This window comes from Methylobacterium sp., from assembly GCF_028290105.1.
Taxonomy (GTDB): Bacteria; Pseudomonadota; Alphaproteobacteria; order Rhizobiales; family Beijerinckiaceae; genus Methylobacterium.
This window is the reverse complement of sequence record NZ_JAQGKL010000163.1, coordinates 38,277-58,533: the sequence shown is the minus strand read 5'-3', so window position 1 is coordinate 58,533 and position 20,257 is coordinate 38,277. Positions and strand designations below refer to the sequence as shown.

The window sequence follows — 20,257 nt, the reverse complement described above, 5'->3', positions numbered from 1 at the left end:
CCTCGAGTCCGCAGATCAGCGCGTCCGCCTCGCCGCGACGCACCGCGATGGCGCCGATCACGGTGTTGTTGGTGCGCACCAGGGTGCGGGCGGCGTCCGGCGTGATGCCGCGCCGGCCGGCGGCCTCCAGGTAGGTGGCGACGTAGTCGCGATAGCGCGGATCGTCCTCGGGATCGATCAAGTCGAAATCGACGCCCTGCTTGAGCGAGAGGCCGAAGCGCTTGATCCGCGTCTCGATGACCCGCGGACGACCGACCAGGATGGGGCGGGCGACCTTGTCCTCGACGATCGCCTGCGCGGCGCGCAGCACGCGCTCGTCCTCGCCCTCGGTGTAGATGACCCGCTTGGGGTCCTCCTTCGCCTTGGAGAAGATCGGCTTCATGATGAAGCCCGAGCGGTGCACGAAGCGGTCGAGGCTGTCGGTGTAGGCCTGGAGGTTCTCCAGCGGCCGGCCGGCGACGCCCGAATCCATCGCGGCCTGGGCCACTGAGGGGGCGATGCGCAGGATCAGGCGCGGGTCGAACGGGCTCGGGATCAGCGAGCGCGGGCCGAAGGGCCGGGCCTCGCCGCCATAGGCGCGGGCGACGACGTCGGAGGGCGTCTCGCGGGCGAGCGCCGCGATCGCCTTCACGGCGGCCTGCTTCATCTCCTCGTTGATCGATGTGGCGCCAACATCGAGCGCGCCGCGGAAGATGTAAGGAAAGCAGAGGACGTTGTTGACTTGGTTGGGGAAGTCGGAGCGCCCGGTGCAGATCATCGCGTCGGGGCGCTTCTCCTGGGCGAGATCCGGCATGATCTCGGGATAGGGGTTGGCCAGCGCCATGATCAGCGGCTTCTCGGCCATCTTCTCCAGGTATTCGGGCTTCAGGACGCCGCCGGCCGAGAGGCCGATGAAGACGTCGGCGCCGGGGATGACCTCGGCCAGCGTCCGGGCCTCGGTTTCCTGCGCGTAGATGTCCTTCCAGCGGTCCATCAGTTCGGCCCGGCCCTTGTAGACCACGCCCTTGATGTCGGTGACCGTGATGTTCTCGACCCGGGCGCCGAGGGACACCAGCAGGTTGAGGCAGGCGAGCGCCGCGGCCCCCGCGCCCGAGGTGACGATGCGGACGTCGCCGAGCTGCTTGCCGGCGAGTTCGAGGGCGTTGAGGACGGCGGCCGCCACGATGATCGCGGTGCCGTGCTGGTCGTCGTGGAAGACCGGGATGTTCATCCGGGCCCGGCACTGCTCCTCGACCTCGAAGCACTCCGGCGCCTTGATGTCCTCGAGGTTGATGCCCCCGAAGGTCGGTTCCAGGGCGCAGACCACGTCGACGAGCTTGGACACGTCGTTCTGGGCGACCTCGATGTCGAACACGTCGATGCCGGCGAACTTCTTGAAGAGGACGGCCTTGCCCTCCATCACGGGCTTCGAGGCGAGGGGCCCGATATTGCCCAGACCCAGCACGGCGGTGCCGTTGGTGAGCACCGCCACGAGGTTCTGGCGGATGGTGAGGGTGGCGGCCTCCTGCGAATCCTCGTGGATCGCCATGCAGGCGGCGGCCACACCCGGCGAGTAGGCGAGCGCCAGGTCGCGCTGGTTGCCCAGGGGCTTCGTCGCCTGGATCTCCAGCTTCCCGGGGCGCGGCAGCCGGTGATAGACGAGCGCTCCCGACTTGAGATCGTCGGACATGTTGTCGCCCATGGTCGTCCTCCTCAGGATTGCGCGCGTCCGGGCCGCGGAGCACGTCTCCCATCATCGGCGGGATGTTTGTGGGGGCCCCTGTTGCACCGGCTGCCCCATGGGCGCAACCCGCGCGCGGAAACCCGCGCAGAGACCCGGATCGACCGCGCCCGCCCGCTCTCCGGGCCGGTTTCCCCATCGGCACAAACTCCTACGGCTCGCCGCCGCTGTCGCGCCCCGACCCCGGCCCGACGCTGACGATCGGGGGGTTTTGTTCCATCGCGGGCCGGATTGCGTTCCTGAAAACCCCGTAGCGCTGAGCCGGCGTTGCGGCCTCGCGCCGAATCCCGTACCGGCTTCTGCTCGAAACCCCACCCGCACGACTTGACACGATCCAAGGTCCGCGACGATGTCCGACACGCCCCCCGACCGCCTCGCCGTGAATCCCGGCAGTCCGTTCTACGACGAGAAGATGCTGGAGCGCGGCATCGGCATCCGCTTCAAGGGCGTCGAGAAGACCAATGTCGAGGAATACTGCGTCAGCGAAGGCTGGGTCCGCCTCTCGGCCGGCAAGACCCTGGACCGCGCCGGCAACCCGATGACCGTGAAGCTCAAGGGCCCCGTGGAGCCCTACTTTCGCGACGACGCTCCGGCCGAGAGCTGAAGGCTCACGCCGACACGGAGGTCGGCAGGATCGCCCACCCGATCCGGAAGACGTCCCGCTCGTACGAGCGATCCACGAAGACGCGCGACACCGTGTGATGAACTGGCGTGAGCCAGAGTTCGCGCCCGCCGGTATAAGCGAAGTCGGCTTGGCGGCCGTCCAGGGGACGGAAGATTGTTCGCGCCTGGCGGGCGGTCGTCATGGGTTCGATCTCATGCCCATGATGATGAAACGCTGGCCATGAGGAACTTCGCGCTCTGGCGGCCTGAGGGCGACATGGGCAGGCCTCCTTGCGGATCGAGCGCCCGGCCTATGTCTTCCGCGGAACCTCGAACATATCAATAAAAACCCAATGGTGCTCGATATTCAGAGCCCCGGGTCCCTGCCTCCCGCCACGCCTCCATCGGCCCCGCGCTCCCGCTTCACCCGCTCGCCGGAAAAATTCCGCAGCGCCACGGCGACCGCCTCCGCCAACGCCGTCTCCGAAGTCGGATCGCGCAGGACGAGGCTGGTGATGGCGTCGGGGTGGTTCTTGCGCTGCTTCGGGGTGCGGGCGTGGTTGGAGACCCGCAGGGCGAAGGCGCAGCCCTCTGGCTTCAGGTAGACGCTGTCGCCCCGCGTGTTGCGAGCGACCACCGCGAAGCCCTGCGCCGTCAGGATCGCGACGGCGCGGGCCAGGGCCTCGGCGGGGCGGAGGGCGCCGCTCAGGCGCCCTTCTCGGGCAGGTTGAGGCGGATGTGGAGCTCGCGCAACTGCTTCGGCGTCGCCTCGGCGGGCGCGCCCATCATCAGGTCCTCGGCGCGCTGGTTCATGGGGAACAGCACCACCTCGCGCAGGTTCTGCTCGCCGCAGAGCAGCATGACGATGCGGTCGATGCCCGGCGCGATGCCGCCGTGCGGGGGGGCGCCGAGCTTGAGGGCGTTCAGCATGCCGCCGAACTTCTCCTCCAGCACCTCGACGCCGTAGCCGGCGATGCCGAAGGCCTTCTCCATCACGTCGGGGCGATGGTTGCGGATCGCGCCCGAGGACAGTTCGGTGCCGTTGCAGACGATGTCGTACTGGAACGCCTTGATGTTCAGGATGGTCTCGGCGTCCGCGGGATCGAGGGCGAGGAACGCCTCGCGGTCGAAGTTCGGCATCGAGAACGGGTTGTGCGAGAAGTCGATCCGCTTCTCGTCCTCGTTCCACTCGTACATCGGGAAGTCGGTGATCCAGCAGAAGGCGTACTGGTCCTTGTCCGACAGGTTCAGCTCGTCGCCGATGCGGATGCGGGCCTTGCCGGCGAGCGCCGCCGCCTTGGCCTCGGTGCCGGCGGAGAAGAACACGGCGTCGCCCGCCTTGGTGCCGGTCTTGGCGGCGATCGCGGCCTGGACCTCGGCCGGGATGAACTTGGCGATCGGACCCTTGCCGGTGAGCGTGCCGGCATCGTCCTCGAAGATGATGTAGCCGAGGCCCGGCGCGCCCTCGGAGCGGGCGAAATCGTTGAGCTTGTCGAAGAACGAGCGCGGCTGGGTCGCCGCCCCCGTGGCGGGAATCGCCCGGACCACGCCGCCGGACGCGATCACGCCCTTGAAGGCCTTGAACGCCACGTCCTCGCGGGCGAATTCCTGCGTCACGTCCGCGATGACGAGCGGGTTGCGCAGGTCCGGCTTGTCGACGCCGTATTTCAGCATCGCCTCGGCATAGGGGATGCGCGGGAAGGTGCCGGTGACGCGCTTGCCCTCGGCGAATTCCTCGAAGACCGAGCGCAGCACCGGCTCCACCGCCTGGAACACGTCCTCCTGGGTGACGAAGCTCATCTCGATGTCGAGTTGGTAGAACTCGCCCGGGGAGCGGTCGGCCCGCGCATCCTCGTCGCGAAAACACGGCGCGATCTGGAAGTAGCGGTCGAAGCCCGCGATCATGGTGAGCTGCTTGAACTGCTGGGGCGCCTGCGGCAGCGCGTAGAATTTCCCCGGATGCACGCGGGACGGCACCAGATAGTCGCGCGCGCCCTCCGGCGAGGAGGCGGTGAGGATCGGCGTCTGGAACTCGAAGAAGCCGCCGTCGCGCATGCGCCGACGCAGGCTGTCGATGATCGCGCCGCGCTTCATGATGTTGGCGTGCAGCTTCTCGCGACGCAGGTCGAGGAAGCGGTACTTGAGGCGCGTCTCTTCCGGGTAATCGTGGTCGCCGAAGACCGGCATCGGCAATTCGCCGGCCGGGCCCAGCACTTCGAGGTCGTCGATATAGACCTCCAGGGTGCCGGTGGGCAGGTCCGGGTTCTCGGTGCCGGCGGGGCGCGTGCGCACCCGGCCATCGATGCGGATGACCCATTCCGAGCGCGCCGCGTTGGCGGCCTGGAAGGCCTTGGAATCCGAATCCACCACGCATTGCGTCAGGCCGTAATGGTCGCGCAGGTCGATGAACAGCACGCCGCCATGGTCGCGGATGCGGTGGCACCAGCCGGAGAGGCGGACGCTCTCGCCGACATCGGACGGGCGGAGCGCCCCGCAGGTATGGGTCCGATAACGGTGCATGGCGGGCTGGTGCATCATGGGCTCTTGGGATTGAGCGGCGCACCATTCACGCGGGGGGTGCGAAGTCAAGCTGGATGGCCGTGGGGAAGGGAGCGGAAAGGGCGTGGGGCAGGCGGTCCGAGCCTCCTCGAACGGCCCCGAAACCCTTTCGGAATCGCCCGCGCATCCCCATATCAGGTCTATGAATTCCAACGCGTTTTTCGAGATTCTGAGGCAGGCGGGGCAGGAGGCTGCCATGCCCGCCGGCGCGCCCGAGGCGAGCGAGCGGCAGGAGGGCCAATGGCACGTCCTGCCCCTCGAGGGCACGTTCGAGATCGTCTACGAGGATTCGCGCGGGATCTGGAGCACCCGGCGGGTGGAGGCGCGCGAACTGAAGCTCGGCCCGGGCCGCACCCTGCTCGGGGGCATCGACCGGAACCGCAGCGGCTACCGGGGCTTTCGCGCCGACCGCATCCGCCGGCTCACCGATCCGGCCAGCGCCACGCGGATCGAGGCCGGAATTCTCGACTGGCTGCTCGCCCGCGCGCAGGTCCAGCGCCGGGAGCGCGTCGCCCTGCGACGGTCACTGGTTCAGACCGCCCGCAAGCGGCCGCTGAATCCGGGCCCGGTGGCGGCCTGAAGGTTACGCCAGTGTCCGTGGAGTTTTCGGCACAGGTGCGAAATCCCGGACCGAGTTTTCTCGCAAGGTACGGCTGCGTCCCTCGCCTGAGGCGAGAACCTTCGGTATAGCCGATTCATGGATCTGATCACCACCACAGCGGGCTTGGCCGAGGCCTGCACCCACCTCTCCGCGCATCCCTTCGTGACCGTCGACACGGAGTTCATGCGCGAGACGACCTATTATCCCAAGCTCTGCCTCATCCAGATGGCGGCGCCGGACGGGTCGGGCGTGCTCGTCGACCCCCTGGCGCCGGGCCTCGACCTCGCGCCGTTCTTCGCGCTGATGGCCGACGAGGGCGTGGTTAAGGTGTTCCATTCGGCCCGCCAGGACCTGGAGATCATCTGGCTCCTCGGCGGCCTGCTGCCGCAGCCGTTCTTCGACACCCAGGTCGCCGCCATGGTCTGCGGCTACGGCGACTCGGTCTCCTACGAGCAGCTAGTCAACGATGTCGCCAAGGCCAAGGTCGACAAGTCCTCGCGCTTTACCGATTGGTCGCGCCGCCCCCTCTCGGATGCGCAGCTGACCTACGCACTGTCCGACGTGACGCACCTCGTGAAGGTCTACGAGGTCCTGGCGGGCCAGCTCCTCGCCACCGATCGCGGCGAGTGGCTCGACGAGGAGATGAGCGTGCTCACCTCGCCGGAGACCTACAAGGCCGATCCGGGCTCGGCCTGGCGGCGCCTGTCGGGGCGGATGAGGAAGCCCCGCGAGATCGCCGTGCTGATGGAGGTCGCCGCCTGGCGCGAGCGCGAGGCGCAGAGCCGCAACGTCCCGCGCGGGCGCATCCTCAAGGACGAGGCGGTGATCGACGTCGCGACCTCGGCCCCGCGCAACGTCGAGGCCCTGGGCCGCCTGCGCTCGATCCCGGCCGGGTTCGAGCGCTCGCGCACGGGCACCGACATCCTGGCGGCGGTGGAGCGGGGCTTTGCCCGCGACCTCTCCGACATCGCGCTGCCGGAGCGCGCCCGCAGCCGGGGCGGCAACGGGGCGCTGGTCGAACTTCTCAAGGTCTTGCTGAAAGCGGTCTGCGAGACCGAAGGGGTGGCCCCGAAGATCATCGCCACGGTGGACGACCTCGAAGCCATCGCGGAGGACGACGACGCCGACGTGGCCGTGCTGCACGGCTGGCGCCGGGCCCTGTTCGGCGAGAAGGCGCTGGCCCTGAAGAGCGGCCGCCTGGCGCTCTCGGCCGAGCGCGGCCGGGTGGTGGTGCGCGAACTGGCCTGATCCGGCGCGGAGGACGGCCGTGGAACTGAAGTGGCTGGAGGATTTCCTCAGCCTGGCCCGCACCCGCAGCTTCTCCCGCTCGGCGGAGGCGCGCCACGTCACCCAATCGGCCTTCAGCCGGCGCATCCGCGCGCTGGAACTCTGGCTCGGCGTCGACCTCGTCGACCGCAGCACCTACCCCACCACCCTGACCCCGGAAGGCCGCCGCTTCCGCGACACCGCCGAGGAGAGCGTGCGCGTCCTGCTCGGCGCCCGGGCCGACCTGCGCTCGGGGCTCGAATCCGCCGAACCCCTGGTGCGCATCGCCGGGCTGCACACCCTGGCGCTGACGTTCTTTCCGGGCTGGTTCCGAGACATCGCCAGGCGCACCGGACCGATCAGCACGCGGCTTCTGCCCGACGATTTCCACGATTGCCTGCAGGCTTTGGTGGAGGGCGGATCCGACTTCCTGCTGACCTTCCATCACCCCAGCGTGCCCATTCCCCTCGATCCGGACCTCTATCCGCATCGCACGGTGGGCACGGATGCGCTGGTGCCGGTCCACAGCCCGGACCTCGTCCCTCCGGAGGACGGACGGCCGCTGCCGCGACTGGCCTACGGACGCGATTCCTTCCTCGGGCGCGTCAGCCTGTTCGCGCAAGGGGAGCACGGCTTGGCCGCGGGGCCGGTGGCCCATGCCAACCCGATGGCGGAGGCGCTGAAATGCATGGCGCTCGAAGGTCACGGCCTCGCCTTCGTGCCGCGCAGCCTCGTCGCCCGCGAACTCGCCGAGGGCCGCCTCGTCGGCGCCGGACCGGACCTGCCCCTGGAGATCCGGCTCTATCGCAACGGCGCCAAGGCGCACGGCCCGAGGGCGTGCGCGGCCGTCGCGGCGATCTGGTCGGCGGCGGAACACAGGTATTCCGAACCCGCATAGGGCGTTCCGACACGGCATTGGCCTTGCCCGGCGGCTCGGCGCATCCCTGCGCTCAGCAGAAGCGGAGCAGGCGTGATGACGGGGACCGAGGTGCTGGGCGTGCTCGGCGGCATGGGGCCGATGGCGACGGTGGACTTCCTGAGGAAGCTCGTGGAGGCGACGCCCGCCGCGCGCGACCAGGATCATCTCGGCGTGATGGTGGCCCAGGCCCCCGGCATTCCCGACCGCACGCAGGCGATCCTCGGACTGGGTCCCGACCCGCTGCCGGCCCTGACGGTCGCCCTGCGCCGGCTGGAGGCGGCGGGGGTCACCCGCATCGCGATTGCCTGCAACACCGCCCATCACTGGCACGGCGCGCTCCAGGCGCTGACCGGCGTACCGATCCTGCACATCGTCGATGCGGTGGCGGGGGCCTTGGCCATGAAGGGGATCGCGGGCGGGCCGATCGGCCTCCTCGCCACGGACGGAACCCTGCGGGCGGGGATCTATCCGCAGCGCCTCGCGGCCCATGGCTTCACCTGCCGGGCGCCGGAGGACCAGGCGGCGGTGATGCGGGCGATCCGCCTCGTGAAGGCGGGTGACGTCGGGGCGGCGAGAGGCCTGCTGCAGGCGCAGGCCGAGGCCCTCGTCGCGTCCGGGTGCCGACAGGTGGTGCTCGCCTGCACCGAGATCCCGGTCGCCCTCGCCGGGCGGGTCGCAGCGCTCCGTCCGATGCTCCTCGACGCGACCGAGGCCCTGGCGCGGGCCTGCGTCGCGGCCGCCGCCGAGCCGGCCCGCCGGGCTGCGTGATCGGTCGCCCGGGTCTTAGTTGGCCTTGGCGTTGACCTCGAGCCGCTCGAACAGGGCCGCCGGGGTCGGGGCCGCGCCGAATTCCAGCATGCCGATGCCGGTGCCGTTCTTGGGGCGCAGGCTCACCGACAGCGTGCCGGGCTTCGTGACGAACTGCCCCATGGCCGCGCCGATCGCCTTGGCGCCCGCCGAGTTGCCGAGAATCGCGGGTACGCCGAACACGCTCGCGGTGACGTATTCCTGCTTCAGTTCCTCGGGCTTGAGGCTGAGCACCTTCGATTGCGCGGCGATGAAGCGGTCGAACAGGCCGGCATTCTCGATGGTGAGATCCATCGCCTTGGCGGTGGCCGACAGCATGGCGAAGCTCGACACGGCGACATCCGGGTTGAACACCTCCGGGCCGATGCCGCCGAGCAGGCCGTTGATGCGCACGCGGCCGAGGTCCTTGCCCGAGACGGAGACCTCGCCCAGCTTCAGCTCCTTGGACGCCTCGTCCCACGCGGTGTCCGCCACCAGGGTCAGGTCGAGGTCGCTGTAGCCGTAGAGGCCGAGCGAGCCGAGGCCGGGCACGCCCTCCACCGCCGAGGCGGGCAGGGTCAGGCCCGACAGGCTGACGCGCCCGGCGGTCGGCACCCCGTCCCGCGGGGAGGCGAGGGTCATCGCGCCGTCGCGCAGGGTCACGTGCATCGGTGCGGCCGCCTTGTCGGCCGGGTCGCGCGGGCGTTGCGGCTCGGCGGGCAGGTCGAGGCTGAGATCCTTCAGGGCCAGGGCGCCGATGGCCGGCGTCAGCAGGCGCAGGTCGGCGTCGGAGGGCTCCGCGGTCAGGGCGGCGAGCTTGCGCAGGGCCGCGATGGTGGGGCTGAGCGAGAAGCCGTCGAGCGAGAGGCGGCCGAGGCGGGCCTTGGCGCCGTCGACCCCCGAGAAGGTGATGTCTTCCAGGGCGCCGCCGGCCCCCGTCATCGAGAGGCGCGCGACGGCGAGGCGGAACGCATCGCGGGGCTTGGCCTCCTGCACGCTGAGGCCGGTGGCCTCCAGGGTGCCGACGGCGAAGGCCTCGGCGAGATCGGCGCCGAGGCTCATCAGGCGGGAACGCTCGGCGGGGGCGAGCTTCTCGTAGTCGACGCCCGTGAAGGCCTGGAGCGCGCCGGTCCAGGTCGCGGGGATCTGGCGGCCGCTGAGATCGCGGCCCTCGACCCGCGCGATGGTCACGGCGGTACCGCGCGCATCGACATAGGCGACATCCTCCACCGAGAACGTGGCGTAGACCCGCTGCAGGGCGCTCCTGCCGTCGCCGGGCTCGCCGTAGAGGCGCGCCAGCACGGCGAGATCGAGATCCGTCGCCCGCAGGCGGCCATAGGTGCCGGTGCCCTTCTGCGGGCCGCCCTCGACGAGGATCGAGGCACCGGCGGAGGTCAGTTCGGCGATGCGCCCGGCGCGGACATCCCGGGCCGTCACGTCGCGATAGGTCACCACCGGGCTCGATGCCGCCGGGCCGGTACGCTCCACCCGCAATTCGGGGATCACGAGGCTCGCGGCATCCAACCGGACGAGGCGCGCCGGCCAGGTCTGGCCGGGATTGGCACCGCCGGGGTCGGCCTTGAACAGGGCGGTGAGCTCATCCTTCGAGAGGCGGGTGCCGCTCGCCGTGAGGCGCGGCATCCGCAGCACGGTCTCGCCGAAGGCCAGGGTCACGTCCTGCAGGGTCACGTCCTGCAGCGCCGAGGCCGCCTCCTGGGCGCGCACCGGGCGCGGCTGCGCGGCGAGGCCCGCGCCGAGGAGGACGAGGACGCAGGCCGAGGCGCCGGTCGCCCACGCGCGGAGGGGGCGGCCTTTCGAGCAGGTCATGGGCTTATCCGGGATCGCTGGCTTCAAGGCGCCGTCGGGGCGAGGGGCTCATCCGTGCCGCAGTTTCCCCCGCGAGGCAATCTGCGGTCGTGGGCGCTGGGGACTCACAGGGAGAACGAGGTTCCGCAGCCACAGGACGCGGTGGCCTGGGGGTTCTCGATCTTGAAGGACTGCCCGATCAGGTCGTTCACGAAATCGATGGTCGCGCCGCTCATGTATTCGAGCGACATCGGATCGACGAGGACGGTGGCGCCGTCGCGCTCGATCGCGATGTCGTCGGCGGCCCGGGCGCGCTCGATGTCGAAGGCATAGGAGAAGCCCGAGCAGCCACCGCCGTTCACGCTGATCCGCAGGGAGGCGCCGGGGGATTCCGCCCCCATGATCTCGTTGATGCGCTTGGCGGCGCGGGGCGTCAGGGTGATGTCGGCCATCGTGATGCTCATGAGATCCGTCGATCGCCCGGGAAATCTGGATCACGTCGGATCTTCGATTGCCGGGGATCTTCGATTGCCAGGACTGCGGTGAAACACAAGATATGCCTCGCGGGGGCATGCCGCAACGCGGCGGGGCACGGGCAGGTGGGACGGGGGTCGATGGCGGGGACAGGACAGGGAATCGGCGCGCGGGCGCGCGGCGAGCGCTGGCGCGCGGCCTACGCCACCGATCCCGCCGCCGCGCGCGGGCGCCTGATCCCGGAGGCGATCTCGCCGACGCGCAGCGACTTCCAGCGCGACCGCGACCGCATCATCCACTCCTCGGCCTTCCGGCGCCTCAAGCACAAGACCCAGGTCTTCGTCCACCACGAGGGCGACCATTACCGGACCCGGCTCACCCACACCCTGGAGGTGAGCCAGATCGCCCGGGCGCTGGCCCGCGCGCTCGGCCTCGACGAGGACCTGGCGGAGGCGCTGGCGCTCAGCCACGACCTCGGCCACACCTGCTTCGGGCATACGGGGGAGGACACCCTCGATGCCTGCATGGCAGCCCATGGCGGCTTCGACCACAACGCCCAGGCCCTGCGCATCGTCACCCGCCTGGAGCGGCGCTACGCCGGCTTCGACGGGCTCAACCTCGCCTGGGAGACCCTGGAGGGCCTCGTCAAGCACAACGGACCGCTGCTGGGGGCGGATGGCCACCCGACCGAGCGCTGGGCGGAGCGCGGCATCCCGGCGGCCATCCTTGAATACGACGCCCTCAACGACCTCGAACTCGCGCGCTTCGCCGGGCCGGAGGCGCAGGCGGCGGCCCTGGCCGACGACATCGCCTACGACAGCCACGACCTCGACGACGGCCTGCGCGCCGGCCTGTTCGATCTCGCCGATCTCTCCACGGTGCCGTTCCTGGGCGAGGTGCTCGACGAGATCGACCACCTCCATCCGAACCTCGAGGCATCGCGCAAGATCCACGAGCTGGCGCGGCGCGTCATCACGCGGTTCGTGGAGGACGTGATCGCGGAGAGCGGCCGGCGCATCGCCGCCCTCGACCCCGGCTCGGTGGCCGACATCCGGGGGGCGGGGGCGCCGGTCATCGCCTTCTCGGAGGCGATCGCCCGGGCGGATGCCGAGATCAAGACCTTCCTGTTCGCCCGGATGTACCGCCATCCCGGCGTGCTCGCGGTGCGGGCCAAGGCGGACATCATCGTCGCCGACCTGTTCGCGCGCTTCACCGCCGAACCCGGGGCGATGCCGGCGGAGTGGTCGGCGGGTCTGGAGGGCGCGGAGCCCGGGCGCGTCGCCCGCCGGGTCGCGGATTACATCGCGGGCATGACCGACACCTACGCGGTCCTCGCGCACAAGGGCGTGTTTGCCGCGACGCCGGACCTGCACTGGAGCCCGAACAGCCGGGGCCTGCCCCTGACGGAGCCGTGAGCCGGTCGCCGGCTCAGAGGATCAATCCCTCGTGGAACAGGTCTGGGGAGATCGGCAGCATGAAATGCACGCCGATGCCGCCCTCGAAGTAGCGCACGACCCGGCCCGGGGTGCGCCCGACCATCAGGCTGGCGCCGATGGGCGGCGTGGTCGCGGTCGCGAGGGCGACGCCGGACATCGAGATGTCGACGATGCGGGCGGCGACCTCGCGACCGCTCTCCAGGCGAAGGACGACGCCGGCGACGCGGGGCGTGAGGCGTTCGTGGGTGCGGCCCTCTGGGAGACCGAGATTGTCGCGGTTGGCGAGCCAGGTGAGCTGCGAGGCGATCTTGTCGCGCTTGCGCAGCGTGGCGCTGAGCTGGACCGCGAAGCCCCCGGGCAGCAGGCGCGCGATGGTCCCCTCGATCCGGCCGATATGTTCGAGATAGAGCACGACGCGCTCCTGGACCTCGCCGAGGACCGCGCAGGTGAGCCGGACGCCGCCCGGAGACATATCCACGGTCTGGCAGGGATATTCCCGGCGGTCCGAGAGCATGTAGCGCCCGAGCAGAGAGACCTTGACGCGCTGGTGCCGGCGCAGATCCGAAACCCGGACCTCACGGCTCGGCTTCGCGGGCAGTCGTGCGGCGGCCTCGATCATGGGGGAGGGGGATCTCGTTTCGAGGTGTCACTCCCGCCACGTTATTTGCCGCAGGTTACGAAAGCTTTGCACAACCTCCTCGCGATCTCTCGAAAACGCTGCACCTCCGTCTTCGCCCATCGGCACGGCCGTGCGACGATCGGTGCCGCTTGGATACCGCGCCGGATCAGGCCCGGCCGCCCCGGTGGACGAGGAGGTGGCCGCGCCGCAGCGGCACGGTGTCGTTGGCGGGCTCGGGCAAGTTGCGCAGGGTCGCTTCCGCGTCGAGGTGAGCCGGCGCAGGTTCCGATTCGTGCCCCGGAGTTTCGTGTCCGAGGATGCGCATGGATGTCATCCGCAGGCCCGTGACCGGCCGGAGGCCGAGCCAGTGCGGCACGCAGGCCGGGCTGAGGGCGCCGAGGATACGCGACTGGGTCTCGCCGTGATGGCGCAGAGGCAGCAGCAGCAATTCGAGGTCGATGGCCTCCCCGCGCTCGGTGGTGCCCCGAAGGCCCGCCACCAGTCCGACCGTGTCCAGCGCCACAGCCTCGATCAGGCGCCACGGATCGGCGTCCTGGCCGCCCCAGATCTCGCCGAAGGGCCGCCCCCTGAGTTCGCGCCCGAACAGGGCGCAGACATGGGTTCCCGCGAGCCTGATCGACGACGCCGCCCGGGGCATGTCGACCTCGATGATCAGGCTGTCGGCCAGGAGGTTGCGGATCTCGCCGGGCTCGATCTCGCTGCGCTCGGGCGCGGCACGCTCGCGGCGCAGGCGGTACCAGTAGCTGTGGAGCATGCGGCTGGTCGGATGCTTCATGGTGTCCCACACTGGCACGGCCCGGCGGCGAACCGTCTCGAATTCGGAGTCTCCGGCGCGGACTTGGGCCTGCACGGAGGATTTGGACCGGGTCCGCGCACAGCCTATGCCGTCCGGGCTTCCTCAGCGCCGTTCAGTGTTCATCAAGGTTAACGCGACGGTGGGGTTGTCCACCGCCAAATCCCCGAAAACGCTGTCTGCGAGGGCTCCCGACAGGCGAGCTGCCGCGCAGGCCTGTCCGCAAGCGCCGATCTTTCGTGATCCCGGGGGTTGCCGCCCCGCGCCAAGCGCCGACATGGTGGCCCCATGGATGCCACCCCCGACCTGCCCCCCCAGAACCGCGTTCCGGTCTTCAACATGCCGGGCGTGGTCACCGCATCGATCGGGGTGCTCGTGGGCATCCACGCGCTGCGGGAATTCGTGCTGCCGGATCGCTGGGACATCACCGCACTGATCGAACTCGCGCTGATCCCCGGGCGCTGGAGCGTGGCCGTGGACCCCGCCCGCGCCGGGGACCTGCTCGCGGCCGCGGCGGCCCTGACCGGCGATCCCGATATGGTCCAGGCCCGCCAGGCCTTCGCCCGCTACATCGCGGCCGAGCCCGCCGCGATGCCCTGGACCTTTGCGACCTACGCGCTGCTGCACGGCTCGTGGATGCACGTCATCTTCAACACCGTCTGGCTCGCCGCCTTCGGATCGCCGGTGGCCCGGCGCTACGGCCCCTGGCGCTTCGGCCTCTTGGCCCTGGCCGGCGCGGTGGCGGGCGGCATCCTGCACGTCGTCCTCGACCCCTTGAGCACAGCCCCCCTGATCGGGGCCTCGGCCGGGGTCTCGGCCCTGATGGCGGCCGCCGCGCGCTTCGTGTTCCGGCCGCCGCTCGTCCATGCCGGCGGCCAGCCCTGGCAGGTGGTCGCCCCGCCGGCCCTCCAGACGATTCCGGAACTGCTGCGCAACCGCACGGCGGTGGTGTTCCTGGCGATCTGGCTCGTCACGAACTTCCTGTTCGGGATCATCGCCCTGCCGCTCGGCGCCGAGGCGACCTCGGTGGCGTGGGACGCGCATCTCGGCGGTTTCGTCGCGGGCTTCTTCCTGCTGCCGCTGATCGATCGCCACCGGCGCTGAGACTCCGGCCCGAACAGGGGCCAAATCCCTGAATTATCGTGCCATTCGTCCTTTCCGATCCGGCGGGATCTTGCCATGTGTCCGCCGCGGCCACAGTATCGGCGCAGGACGCGCCGGGCGCCGTGCGGAACCCGCAAAGCCCCGGCCGATCGCACCATCCGCCGATTCCTGGGAAAGGACACGCCCATGACCGTTGCTCGCATCCTCGCCGAGAAAGGCCGCTCCGTCGTCACGGTGGAGCCGCAGCGCACCCTCGACGAGGCCATCCACATCCTGGCCGAGAAGCGCATCGGCGCCGTCGTCGTCAGCGACGCGGACGGTGCGGTCCTCGGCATCCTCTCCGAGCGCGACATCATGCGGGCGCTCGCCGCCAAGGGCGGCAACGCCCTCGACGCCCGGGTCTCCGAGCACATGACCGCCGAGGTCACCACCTGCACCCGCGCCTGCAGCATCGAGGAGGTGATGCACCTGATGACCGAAGGCCGCTTCCGCCACGTGCCGGTGGTCGAGGAGGGCCGGCTCGCCGGCCTCATCTCCATCGGCGACGTGGTCAAGCGCCGGATCGAGGCGGTCGAGGCAGAGCATCAGGCGATGCGCGACTACATCACCATGGCCTGATCCGACGGATCACGTCCGCGCGGCGGCCGCCGCCACGAGGCCGCGGATCTGCGGCAGGGCGGCACGCGCCGCCTCGCGGCCGAGGGCGATGCCCTCCGCCGCCCGGTGGAACTCGAACAGGCCCATGCCGGAGAGACGCGGCACGATGGCGATGTCAGGCGGGTCGGCGGCGAGGCGCGCCCGCGAGATCCGGTCCTGCGTGATGTTGAAGGCATCGAGCATGACCCGCGCCATGCCGGGGGTGGCAAGGCCGTTGGCCACGTCCGCCTCCGGCGCGGCGCGCGAGCCCGGGCGGCGCAGGATCCAGCGCCGGGGCCGGCGCGGGCTCGGCGCACTCACCGACTCGGCCGTCATCCGCGCGGGCTCCCGCGGACCGCAGGCGCCGGGATCGCCGTTGAGGTTGACGCAGATCACGAGGTCGGCCCCCAGCGCCCGCGCGATGCTCACCGGGACCGGGTTGACCAGGGTCCCGTCGAGGAGGAGCCGCCCGCCGCAGCGCACCGGCGGGAAGATACCCGGCAGGGCGTAGGAGGCCCGCAGGGCTTCCACCAAGCTGCCCCGGGTCAGCCAGACCTCCTCGCCGCCGTGAAGGTCGGTGGCGACGCTGGCGAAGCGGATGGGCAGACCCTCGATGCGGCGGTCGGCCAGATCGCGCTGGAGGCGGTGGCGAAGGCGGTCGCCGGCGATGAGGCCGGAGCGGAGCCTGAGGTCGAGGAGCCCCATCACGCTGCGCCGGGTCAGCGACAGGGCGAAGCCCTTGAGCAGACCGAGCTGGCCCGCCGCGTAGCAGCCGCCCACCACCGCGCCGATGGAGCAGCCCGCCACGACGGCGGGATGGATGCCCGCCTCCTCCAGCACCTCGATCACCCCGATCTGCGACCAGCCCCGGGCCGAGCCGCCCCCGAGGGCGAGGCCGATGCGGGGACCGGGGACGGGCGCCGCCGCCACGGGCTCGACGGCGCCCGCGGGGAACCGTGCGCGCGAGGGCGCGATCCGCTGGATCTCCACCGGAGAGGGGCGTCCCGGCGACGCGGCGTCCCACATCATGGACACGGGCAGAGACGGGGCGTGCGGCTTGTACGAAGTGGGGTCATGGGACGCGAAAACCTCGTCGAAAGGACCGCGTCATCGCGCCGAAGTCAGGCTTCGGCGGGTCGCAGGACGGCGCGCCCGGTCGCCGGATCGGTCTCGACGCGGCGGTAGAAGCAGGCCCGCCGTCCGGTGTGGCAGCAGCCGCCATCCCCGCCCACCGCGACGCGGATCAGCATGGCGTCCTGGTCGCAATCGACCCGCATCTCGACCACGCGCTGGACCTGCCCACTGGTGGCGCCCTTGTGCCAGAGTTCGCCGCGCGAACGTGACCAGTACCAGGCCTCGCCGGTCTCGAGCGTTCGCGCGAGGGATTCGGCATTCATGTGGGCGAGCATGAGGACGCGCCCGTCGGTCGCGTCGACCGCGATGCAGGAGACGAGGCCGTGGGCGTCGAAGCGGGGAGTGAAGACCGCCCCCTCCTCGACCTCGGCCCGGCTGCCCGGCTGCGGAAACGCGCGCGTCACCCGGACCGCCTCAGGACTTGTTGCGCACGAGGGTGAGGAAGCGGACCTGCTCGTTGGCGTCGTTCCGGAAAGCGCCCCGGAACTGGGTGGTGATGGTGGAGACGCCGGCCTTCTGGACCCCGCGCATCGCCATGCAGAGATGCTCGGCCTCGACCATCACGGCGATGCCGCGGGGCTTCAGGATGCTCTCGATCACGTCGGCGATCTGCGCCGTCATGGTCTCCTGGGTCTGGAGGCGGCGGGCGAAGGTGTCGACCACGCGGGCGAGCTTGGAGAGGCCGACCACGCCCTTGGTCGGGTAATAGGCGATGTGGGCCAGCCCCATGAAGGGCACCATGTGGTGCTCGCAATGGGAATAGAACGGGATGTCGCGCACGAGCACGATGTCCGAATAGCCCTCGACCTCCTCGAACACCCGCTCGAGCAGCACGTCGGCATCCTGGCCGTAGCCGCCGTAGATCTGACCGTAGGCCTTGACCACGCGGGCCGGCGTATCGCGCAGGCCCTCCCGGTTCGGGTCGTCGCCGGCCCAGCGCAGGAGCGTGCGCACGGCGGCCTCGGCCTCCTCGCGGCTCGGGCGCCCTGTCGCGATGGCCTCGGGCACCCGCTGGGCGGAGGCGGGGAGGGGGGCGATCTCCGGAACGGTCTCGGGTACGGCGTCGGCGCCCGCCGGCAATTCGGCGGCCCGCGCGTTGTCGTTGCGCATCGCGCCGAGGGCGCCGGTCTGTCGGGTCGGTTCCATCCCTGAATCCTCCGTCTCGGTCAGGCGGTAGGAAAGGGACTTGAGCGCGGCATCCATGGCATCTTCCGCCCGGGCGATCCGGGTCGTCATCGGGTTGCTGTCGGGCTTTGCGTACATCGTCGAACCATGGGGCCGGAGCGCGGCCGATGCCCGGACGGTGCCGTCTGCCGTGGCGCAACCCTGGCCGTGGGCGCGGCCCGGGTCGACGAGCCGCCTCCTCGCGAAACGGTGCGTTGGCGCCTATATCGTCGTAATCGCGCCGCCGCGCAATGCGGCCCGAGCGGATCAGACCATCGGGATCGGAAGCCGGCGCCTCGCCGGGCAACCCTCGACGGACGGCAAGTGGAACGGAATTCCATGCTCGACGACATCTACAACCGTCGCATCCTCGAACTCGCCGCCGACATCCCGCGCCTCGGCCGGCTGCCGGCGCCAGATGCCAGCGCCACGGCGCATTCCAAGCTCTGCGGCTCCACCGTCACGGTGGACCTCGCGGTGGCGGACGGCGCGGTCACCGATTTCGCCCACACGGTGAAGGCCTGCGCGCTGGGCCAGGCTTCGTCCTCGCTCATGGCCCGCCACGTGGTCGGCGCCACGCCCGAGGAGTTGCGCAACGTGCGCGCCGAGATGCGGCGGATGCTCAAGGAGAACGGACCGGCCCCCGCCGGCAAATGGGCGGGCCTCGCCGTGCTGGAGCCGGTGCGCGACTTCAAGGCCCGCCACGCCTCGACGCTGCTGACATTCGATGCGGTGGTGGAGGCCCTCGACCGCATCGAGGCCGGCGCGGTGGCGGCCGCGTAGGGCCGATGCTCCGCCGCATCGCCCATGGGGCGATCCGGGGCTACCAGATCACCCTGTCGAGCCTGATCGGCCGGCAGTGCCGGCACTGGCCCTCCTGCTCGACCTATACCGACGCGGCGATCCAGCGGCACGGGCTCTGGGCCGGCGGCTGGATCGGCGTTTCGCGGATCTGCCGCTGCGGGCCCTTCGGGACCCACGGCATCGACCTCGTGCCCGAGACGCTGCCGCCCCGGGCCGCCTGGTTCGCCCCCTGGCGCTACGGGCGCTGGCGCGGCGTCAACGCACCGCCCTCGCCCTTCGCGTGCGAGGCGGTCGAGGGAACCGCAGTGGCCGAGCCTAGACCGGCGCCGCCGAGATCCATTTCAGGAACACCAGCGTCCCCGTCACCGTGAGGGCGCCGCCGATGCGGGTGGCGATCTGGGCGAACGGCATCAGCGACATCCGGTTGGCGGCGGTGAGGATCGCGACGTCGCCGGTGCCGCCCTGGCCGCTGTGGCAGGCGTTCACGATGGCCGCCTCGATCGGGTACATGCCGAGCCGGCGCCCCACCACGTAGCCCGTCGCCATCAGGGTGACGACGGTGGCCACGATGGTGATGAGGTTCGGAATCGTGAAGGCCGCCACCAGCTTGTCCCAGGGGGTCAGCGAGACGCCGATGGCGAAGAGCAGCGGGTAGGTCATGCCCACCTGCACGAACTTGTAGACGATGAAGCCGCCGGCCTGGAGCCGGGGCGAGACCGCGCTGGCGAGCTTGGCGATCACGGCCAGGAACAGCATCGCCACGGGGGCGGGCAGGCCGGTGAGGTGGTGGCACATCACGCCGAGCAGGTAGAGCGTCACCGCCGTGAGTCCGGCCGCCGCCACGGTGGCGGCGTCGATCGGGCCGGTCTCCACGGGCGCGCCCGCCTCCATGTTGTTCTCGGTACCGGGCTGCAGGCGGCCCTCGCCGGTGAGATGGGGCTTTCGCTTGCCGACCGCGTTGAGGGTGCCGGCCAGGATGATCGCCGTCAGGCTGCCGAGCATCACGGGCGGCAGCACCTGCGCGAAGACGTCCCCCTGGGGCAGTCCGAGGATCGTCCCGTAGCCGATGGAGAGCGGGATCGCGCCCTCGCCGACGCCCCCGGCCATGATCGGCACCACGATGAAGAAGAAGGTGTGATGGGCTCCCAGTCCGAGGAGCGTGCCCACCAGGGTGCCGACGCAGCCCGCCGCGAGCGAGCCGAGGCCGAGGGGGACGAAGATCTTGAGGAAGCCCTTGATCAGCACCGCCCGGTCCATGCCCAGGATGCTGCCGACGATGATCGCCGCGATGTAGAGATAGAGGAAGTTGGTGAACTTGGTGAAGTCCGTGATCGCCTTGACGATCGGGCCCGGGATCAGCGCGTAGTAGACCAGGGCCGAGGGGATGAAGGTGGCGAAGATCGCTCCCGCCCCGATCTGGCGCAGGACCGGCAGGCGCTTGCCGATCTCCGCGCAGGTGAAGCCGCCGAGCACCAGGACGGCGATCATCGTCGGCGCGTCCGAGCGGATCTCGCCCTCCGAGGTCAGCACCCAGAGCAGCCCCACCAGGATCAGGTAGACCGGCAGCGGGATGATGCCGATCTGGATGTCGACGAGCCGCCACCAGCCCTGCGGCCAGAATCGTCGGGTCCGGGCCTGCGCCCCCGGCACATGCGCCGTCGTGGTGATGGCGATGCCCTCGGGGTGAACCGTCGGTGCGGGGCTCGGCATGATGTCTCTCCCGGCGTAAGCCCTTGTGCCCGATGGGCCGGACTCTTGTTCTGCGGCGTGGATTTTTTCTGGGTCTCGACCGTGCAGAGGCACAATCGGGAC

At 70.5% G+C, this 20,257-nt stretch carries 22 protein-coding genes; 10 read left to right on the top strand and 12 right to left on the bottom strand.

Going from position 1 to position 20,257, the window contains the following annotated elements; all coding sequences use genetic code 11:
* The coding region (locus tag JWQ05_RS12060; protein ID WP_299658681.1) for a phosphate acyltransferase at positions 1 to 1,681 on the bottom strand (1,681 nt) is incomplete at its 3' end.
* A gap of 388 nt (positions 1,682 to 2,069) precedes the next feature.
* Here JWQ05_RS12060 and JWQ05_RS12055 point away from each other — a divergent pair.
* A complete protein-coding gene (locus tag JWQ05_RS12055; protein ID WP_299658680.1) occupies positions 2,070 to 2,324 on the top strand; it encodes a DUF3297 family protein in 255 nt (84 codons plus the stop codon).
* Between the two features lie 4 nt (positions 2,325 to 2,328).
* Here the strand turns inward: JWQ05_RS12055 and JWQ05_RS12050 are convergent, their stop codons facing one another.
* From JWQ05_RS12050 to aspS, 3 genes are all read right to left on the bottom strand, one after another.
* Positions 2,329 to 2,526 carry a hypothetical protein gene (locus JWQ05_RS12050; RefSeq protein WP_299658679.1) on the bottom strand — a complete coding sequence of 66 codons (198 nt, stop codon included), beginning with the start codon at positions 2,524 to 2,526 and terminating at the stop codon, positions 2,329 to 2,331.
* A gap of 164 nt (positions 2,527 to 2,690) precedes the next feature.
* Positions 2,691 to 2,960: a hypothetical protein gene (locus tag JWQ05_RS12045; RefSeq protein ID WP_299658678.1), complete on the bottom strand. Its 270-nt coding sequence runs from the start codon at positions 2,958 to 2,960 to the stop codon at positions 2,691 to 2,693.
* Between the two features lie 68 nt (positions 2,961 to 3,028).
* Positions 3,029 to 4,843: an aspartate--tRNA ligase gene (gene aspS / locus JWQ05_RS12040; RefSeq protein ID WP_299658688.1), complete on the bottom strand. Its 1,815-nt coding sequence runs from the start codon at positions 4,841 to 4,843 to the stop codon at positions 3,029 to 3,031.
* A 235-nt stretch (positions 4,844 to 5,078) separates the two neighbouring features.
* On the opposite strand from aspS, the gene JWQ05_RS12035 reads away from it, so the two are divergent.
* The 4 genes from JWQ05_RS12035 to JWQ05_RS12020 all read left to right on the top strand — a co-directional run bounded on the left by JWQ05_RS12035 (position 5,079) and on the right by JWQ05_RS12020 (position 8,436).
* Positions 5,079 to 5,462 carry a hypothetical protein gene (locus tag JWQ05_RS12035; protein ID WP_299658677.1) on the top strand — a complete coding sequence of 128 codons (384 nt, stop codon included), beginning with the start codon at positions 5,079 to 5,081 and terminating at the stop codon, positions 5,460 to 5,462.
* 117 nt (positions 5,463 to 5,579) lie between these two features.
* Complete coding sequence (gene rnd / locus JWQ05_RS12030) at positions 5,580 to 6,731, top strand: ribonuclease D (RefSeq protein WP_299658676.1); 1,152 nt, start codon at positions 5,580 to 5,582, stop codon at positions 6,729 to 6,731.
* 19 nt (positions 6,732 to 6,750) lie between these two features.
* Positions 6,751 to 7,647 (top strand): LysR family transcriptional regulator, encoded by an 897-nt coding sequence (locus tag JWQ05_RS12025; RefSeq protein WP_299658675.1) that lies wholly within the window; start codon positions 6,751 to 6,753, stop codon positions 7,645 to 7,647.
* 75 nt (positions 7,648 to 7,722) lie between these two features.
* Complete coding sequence (locus JWQ05_RS12020; protein ID WP_366944585.1) at positions 7,723 to 8,436, top strand: amino acid racemase; 714 nt, start codon at positions 7,723 to 7,725, stop codon at positions 8,434 to 8,436.
* Positions 8,437 to 8,451: 15 nt separating this feature from the next.
* Here the strand turns inward: JWQ05_RS12020 and JWQ05_RS12015 are convergent, their stop codons facing one another.
* Together JWQ05_RS12015 and erpA are read right to left on the bottom strand one after the other, a co-directional pair.
* Positions 8,452 to 10,281, bottom strand: a complete 1,830-nt coding sequence (locus tag JWQ05_RS12015; RefSeq protein WP_299658674.1) for a hypothetical protein — start codon at positions 10,279 to 10,281, stop codon at positions 8,452 to 8,454.
* Positions 10,282 to 10,385: 104 nt separating this feature from the next.
* The gene (erpA, locus tag JWQ05_RS12010; RefSeq protein ID WP_299658686.1) at positions 10,386 to 10,712 is read right to left on the bottom strand and encodes an iron-sulfur cluster insertion protein ErpA; all 327 of its coding nucleotides are present in this window, start codon (positions 10,710 to 10,712) and stop codon (positions 10,386 to 10,388) included.
* Positions 10,713 to 10,874: 162 nt separating this feature from the next.
* Here erpA and JWQ05_RS12005 point away from each other — a divergent pair, with 162 nt between their 5' ends.
* Positions 10,875 to 12,149 (top strand): deoxyguanosinetriphosphate triphosphohydrolase, encoded by a 1,275-nt coding sequence (locus JWQ05_RS12005; protein ID WP_299658673.1) that lies wholly within the window; start codon positions 10,875 to 10,877, stop codon positions 12,147 to 12,149.
* A 13-nt stretch (positions 12,150 to 12,162) separates the two neighbouring features.
* Here the strand turns inward: JWQ05_RS12005 and JWQ05_RS12000 are convergent, their stop codons facing one another.
* Together JWQ05_RS12000 and JWQ05_RS11995 are read right to left on the bottom strand one after the other, a co-directional pair.
* Positions 12,163 to 12,789, bottom strand: a complete 627-nt coding sequence (locus JWQ05_RS12000; RefSeq protein WP_299658672.1) for a PilZ domain-containing protein — start codon at positions 12,787 to 12,789, stop codon at positions 12,163 to 12,165.
* Positions 12,790 to 12,955: 166 nt separating this feature from the next.
* On the bottom strand, positions 12,956 to 13,585 hold the full coding sequence (locus tag JWQ05_RS11995; protein ID WP_299658671.1) for a PAS domain-containing protein: 630 nt from the start codon (positions 13,583 to 13,585) through the stop codon (positions 12,956 to 12,958).
* A gap of 306 nt (positions 13,586 to 13,891) precedes the next feature.
* Here JWQ05_RS11995 and JWQ05_RS11990 point away from each other — a divergent pair, with 306 nt between their 5' ends.
* Positions 13,892 to 14,707, top strand: coding sequence for a rhomboid family intramembrane serine protease (locus JWQ05_RS11990; RefSeq protein WP_299658670.1), 816 nt, complete (start codon positions 13,892 to 13,894; stop codon positions 14,705 to 14,707).
* A gap of 186 nt (positions 14,708 to 14,893) precedes the next feature.
* A complete protein-coding gene (locus tag JWQ05_RS11985; RefSeq protein ID WP_299658669.1) occupies positions 14,894 to 15,325 on the top strand; it encodes a CBS domain-containing protein in 432 nt (143 codons plus the stop codon).
* 9 nt (positions 15,326 to 15,334) lie between these two features.
* Here the strand turns inward: JWQ05_RS11985 and JWQ05_RS11980 are convergent, their stop codons facing one another.
* From JWQ05_RS11980 to folE, 3 genes are all read right to left on the bottom strand, one after another.
* Positions 15,335 to 16,369 (bottom strand): patatin-like phospholipase family protein, encoded by a 1,035-nt coding sequence (locus JWQ05_RS11980; protein ID WP_299658685.1) that lies wholly within the window; start codon positions 16,367 to 16,369, stop codon positions 15,335 to 15,337.
* Between the two features lie 95 nt (positions 16,370 to 16,464).
* Complete coding sequence (hisI, locus tag JWQ05_RS11975; protein WP_299658668.1) at positions 16,465 to 16,881, bottom strand: phosphoribosyl-AMP cyclohydrolase; 417 nt, start codon at positions 16,879 to 16,881, stop codon at positions 16,465 to 16,467.
* A 10-nt stretch (positions 16,882 to 16,891) separates the two neighbouring features.
* Positions 16,892 to 17,740 (bottom strand): GTP cyclohydrolase I FolE, encoded by an 849-nt coding sequence (folE, locus tag JWQ05_RS11970; protein ID WP_299658667.1) that lies wholly within the window; start codon positions 17,738 to 17,740, stop codon positions 16,892 to 16,894.
* A gap of 240 nt (positions 17,741 to 17,980) precedes the next feature.
* Between folE and JWQ05_RS11965 the strand changes: the two genes are divergently transcribed.
* A complete protein-coding gene (locus tag JWQ05_RS11965; protein ID WP_299658666.1) occupies positions 17,981 to 18,424 on the top strand; it encodes an iron-sulfur cluster assembly scaffold protein in 444 nt (147 codons plus the stop codon).
* Between the two features lie 5 nt (positions 18,425 to 18,429).
* A complete protein-coding gene (yidD, locus tag JWQ05_RS11960) occupies positions 18,430 to 18,816 on the top strand; it encodes a membrane protein insertion efficiency factor YidD (RefSeq protein ID WP_299658665.1) in 387 nt (128 codons plus the stop codon).
* On the opposite strand, the gene JWQ05_RS11955 is transcribed toward yidD, so the two are convergent.
* Positions 18,761 to 20,155: a 2-hydroxycarboxylate transporter family protein gene (locus JWQ05_RS11955; RefSeq protein WP_299658664.1), complete on the bottom strand. Its 1,395-nt coding sequence runs from the start codon at positions 20,153 to 20,155 to the stop codon at positions 18,761 to 18,763. The genes yidD and JWQ05_RS11955 overlap by 56 nt on opposite strands.
* Positions 20,156 to 20,257 lie beyond the last annotated feature (102 nt).

Excerpts from the sequence above, each read along its gene's own strand:
- JWQ05_RS11990 (WP_299658670.1), top strand. The coding sequence starts at position 13,892 with ATGGATGCCACCCCCGACCTGCCCCCCCAGAACCGCGTTCCGGTCTTC.
- JWQ05_RS12005 (WP_299658673.1), top strand. The coding sequence starts at position 10,875 with ATGGCGGGGACAGGACAGGGAATCGGCGCGCGGGCGCGCGGCGAGCGC.
- JWQ05_RS11995 (WP_299658671.1), bottom strand. The coding sequence starts at position 13,585 with ATGAAGCATCCGACCAGCCGCATGCTCCACAGCTACTGGTACCGCCTG.
- JWQ05_RS12020 (WP_366944585.1), top strand. The coding sequence starts at position 7,723 with ATGACGGGGACCGAGGTGCTGGGCGTGCTCGGCGGCATGGGGCCGATG.
- JWQ05_RS12055 (WP_299658680.1), top strand. The coding sequence starts at position 2,070 with ATGTCCGACACGCCCCCCGACCGCCTCGCCGTGAATCCCGGCAGTCCG.
- JWQ05_RS11980 (WP_299658685.1), bottom strand. The coding sequence starts at position 16,369 with ATGTGGGACGCCGCGTCGCCGGGACGCCCCTCTCCGGTGGAGATCCAG.
- JWQ05_RS11965 (WP_299658666.1), top strand. The coding sequence starts at position 17,981 with ATGCTCGACGACATCTACAACCGTCGCATCCTCGAACTCGCCGCCGAC.
- JWQ05_RS12000 (WP_299658672.1), bottom strand. The coding sequence starts at position 12,789 with ATGATCGAGGCCGCCGCACGACTGCCCGCGAAGCCGAGCCGTGAGGTC.
- JWQ05_RS11955 (WP_299658664.1), bottom strand. The coding sequence starts at position 20,155 with ATGCCGAGCCCCGCACCGACGGTTCACCCCGAGGGCATCGCCATCACC.
- erpA (WP_299658686.1), bottom strand. The coding sequence starts at position 10,712 with ATGGCCGACATCACCCTGACGCCCCGCGCCGCCAAGCGCATCAACGAG.
- aspS (WP_299658688.1), bottom strand. The coding sequence starts at position 4,843 with ATGCACCGTTATCGGACCCATACCTGCGGGGCGCTCCGCCCGTCCGAT.
- JWQ05_RS12015 (WP_299658674.1), bottom strand. The coding sequence starts at position 10,281 with ATGACCTGCTCGAAAGGCCGCCCCCTCCGCGCGTGGGCGACCGGCGCC.
- rnd (WP_299658676.1), top strand. The coding sequence starts at position 5,580 with ATGGATCTGATCACCACCACAGCGGGCTTGGCCGAGGCCTGCACCCAC.
- JWQ05_RS12050 (WP_299658679.1), bottom strand. The coding sequence starts at position 2,526 with ATGACGACCGCCCGCCAGGCGCGAACAATCTTCCGTCCCCTGGACGGC.
- folE (WP_299658667.1), bottom strand. The coding sequence starts at position 17,740 with ATGTACGCAAAGCCCGACAGCAACCCGATGACGACCCGGATCGCCCGG.
- yidD (WP_299658665.1), top strand. The coding sequence starts at position 18,430 with ATGCTCCGCCGCATCGCCCATGGGGCGATCCGGGGCTACCAGATCACC.
- JWQ05_RS12035 (WP_299658677.1), top strand. The coding sequence starts at position 5,079 with ATGCCCGCCGGCGCGCCCGAGGCGAGCGAGCGGCAGGAGGGCCAATGG.
- JWQ05_RS11985 (WP_299658669.1), top strand. The coding sequence starts at position 14,894 with ATGACCGTTGCTCGCATCCTCGCCGAGAAAGGCCGCTCCGTCGTCACG.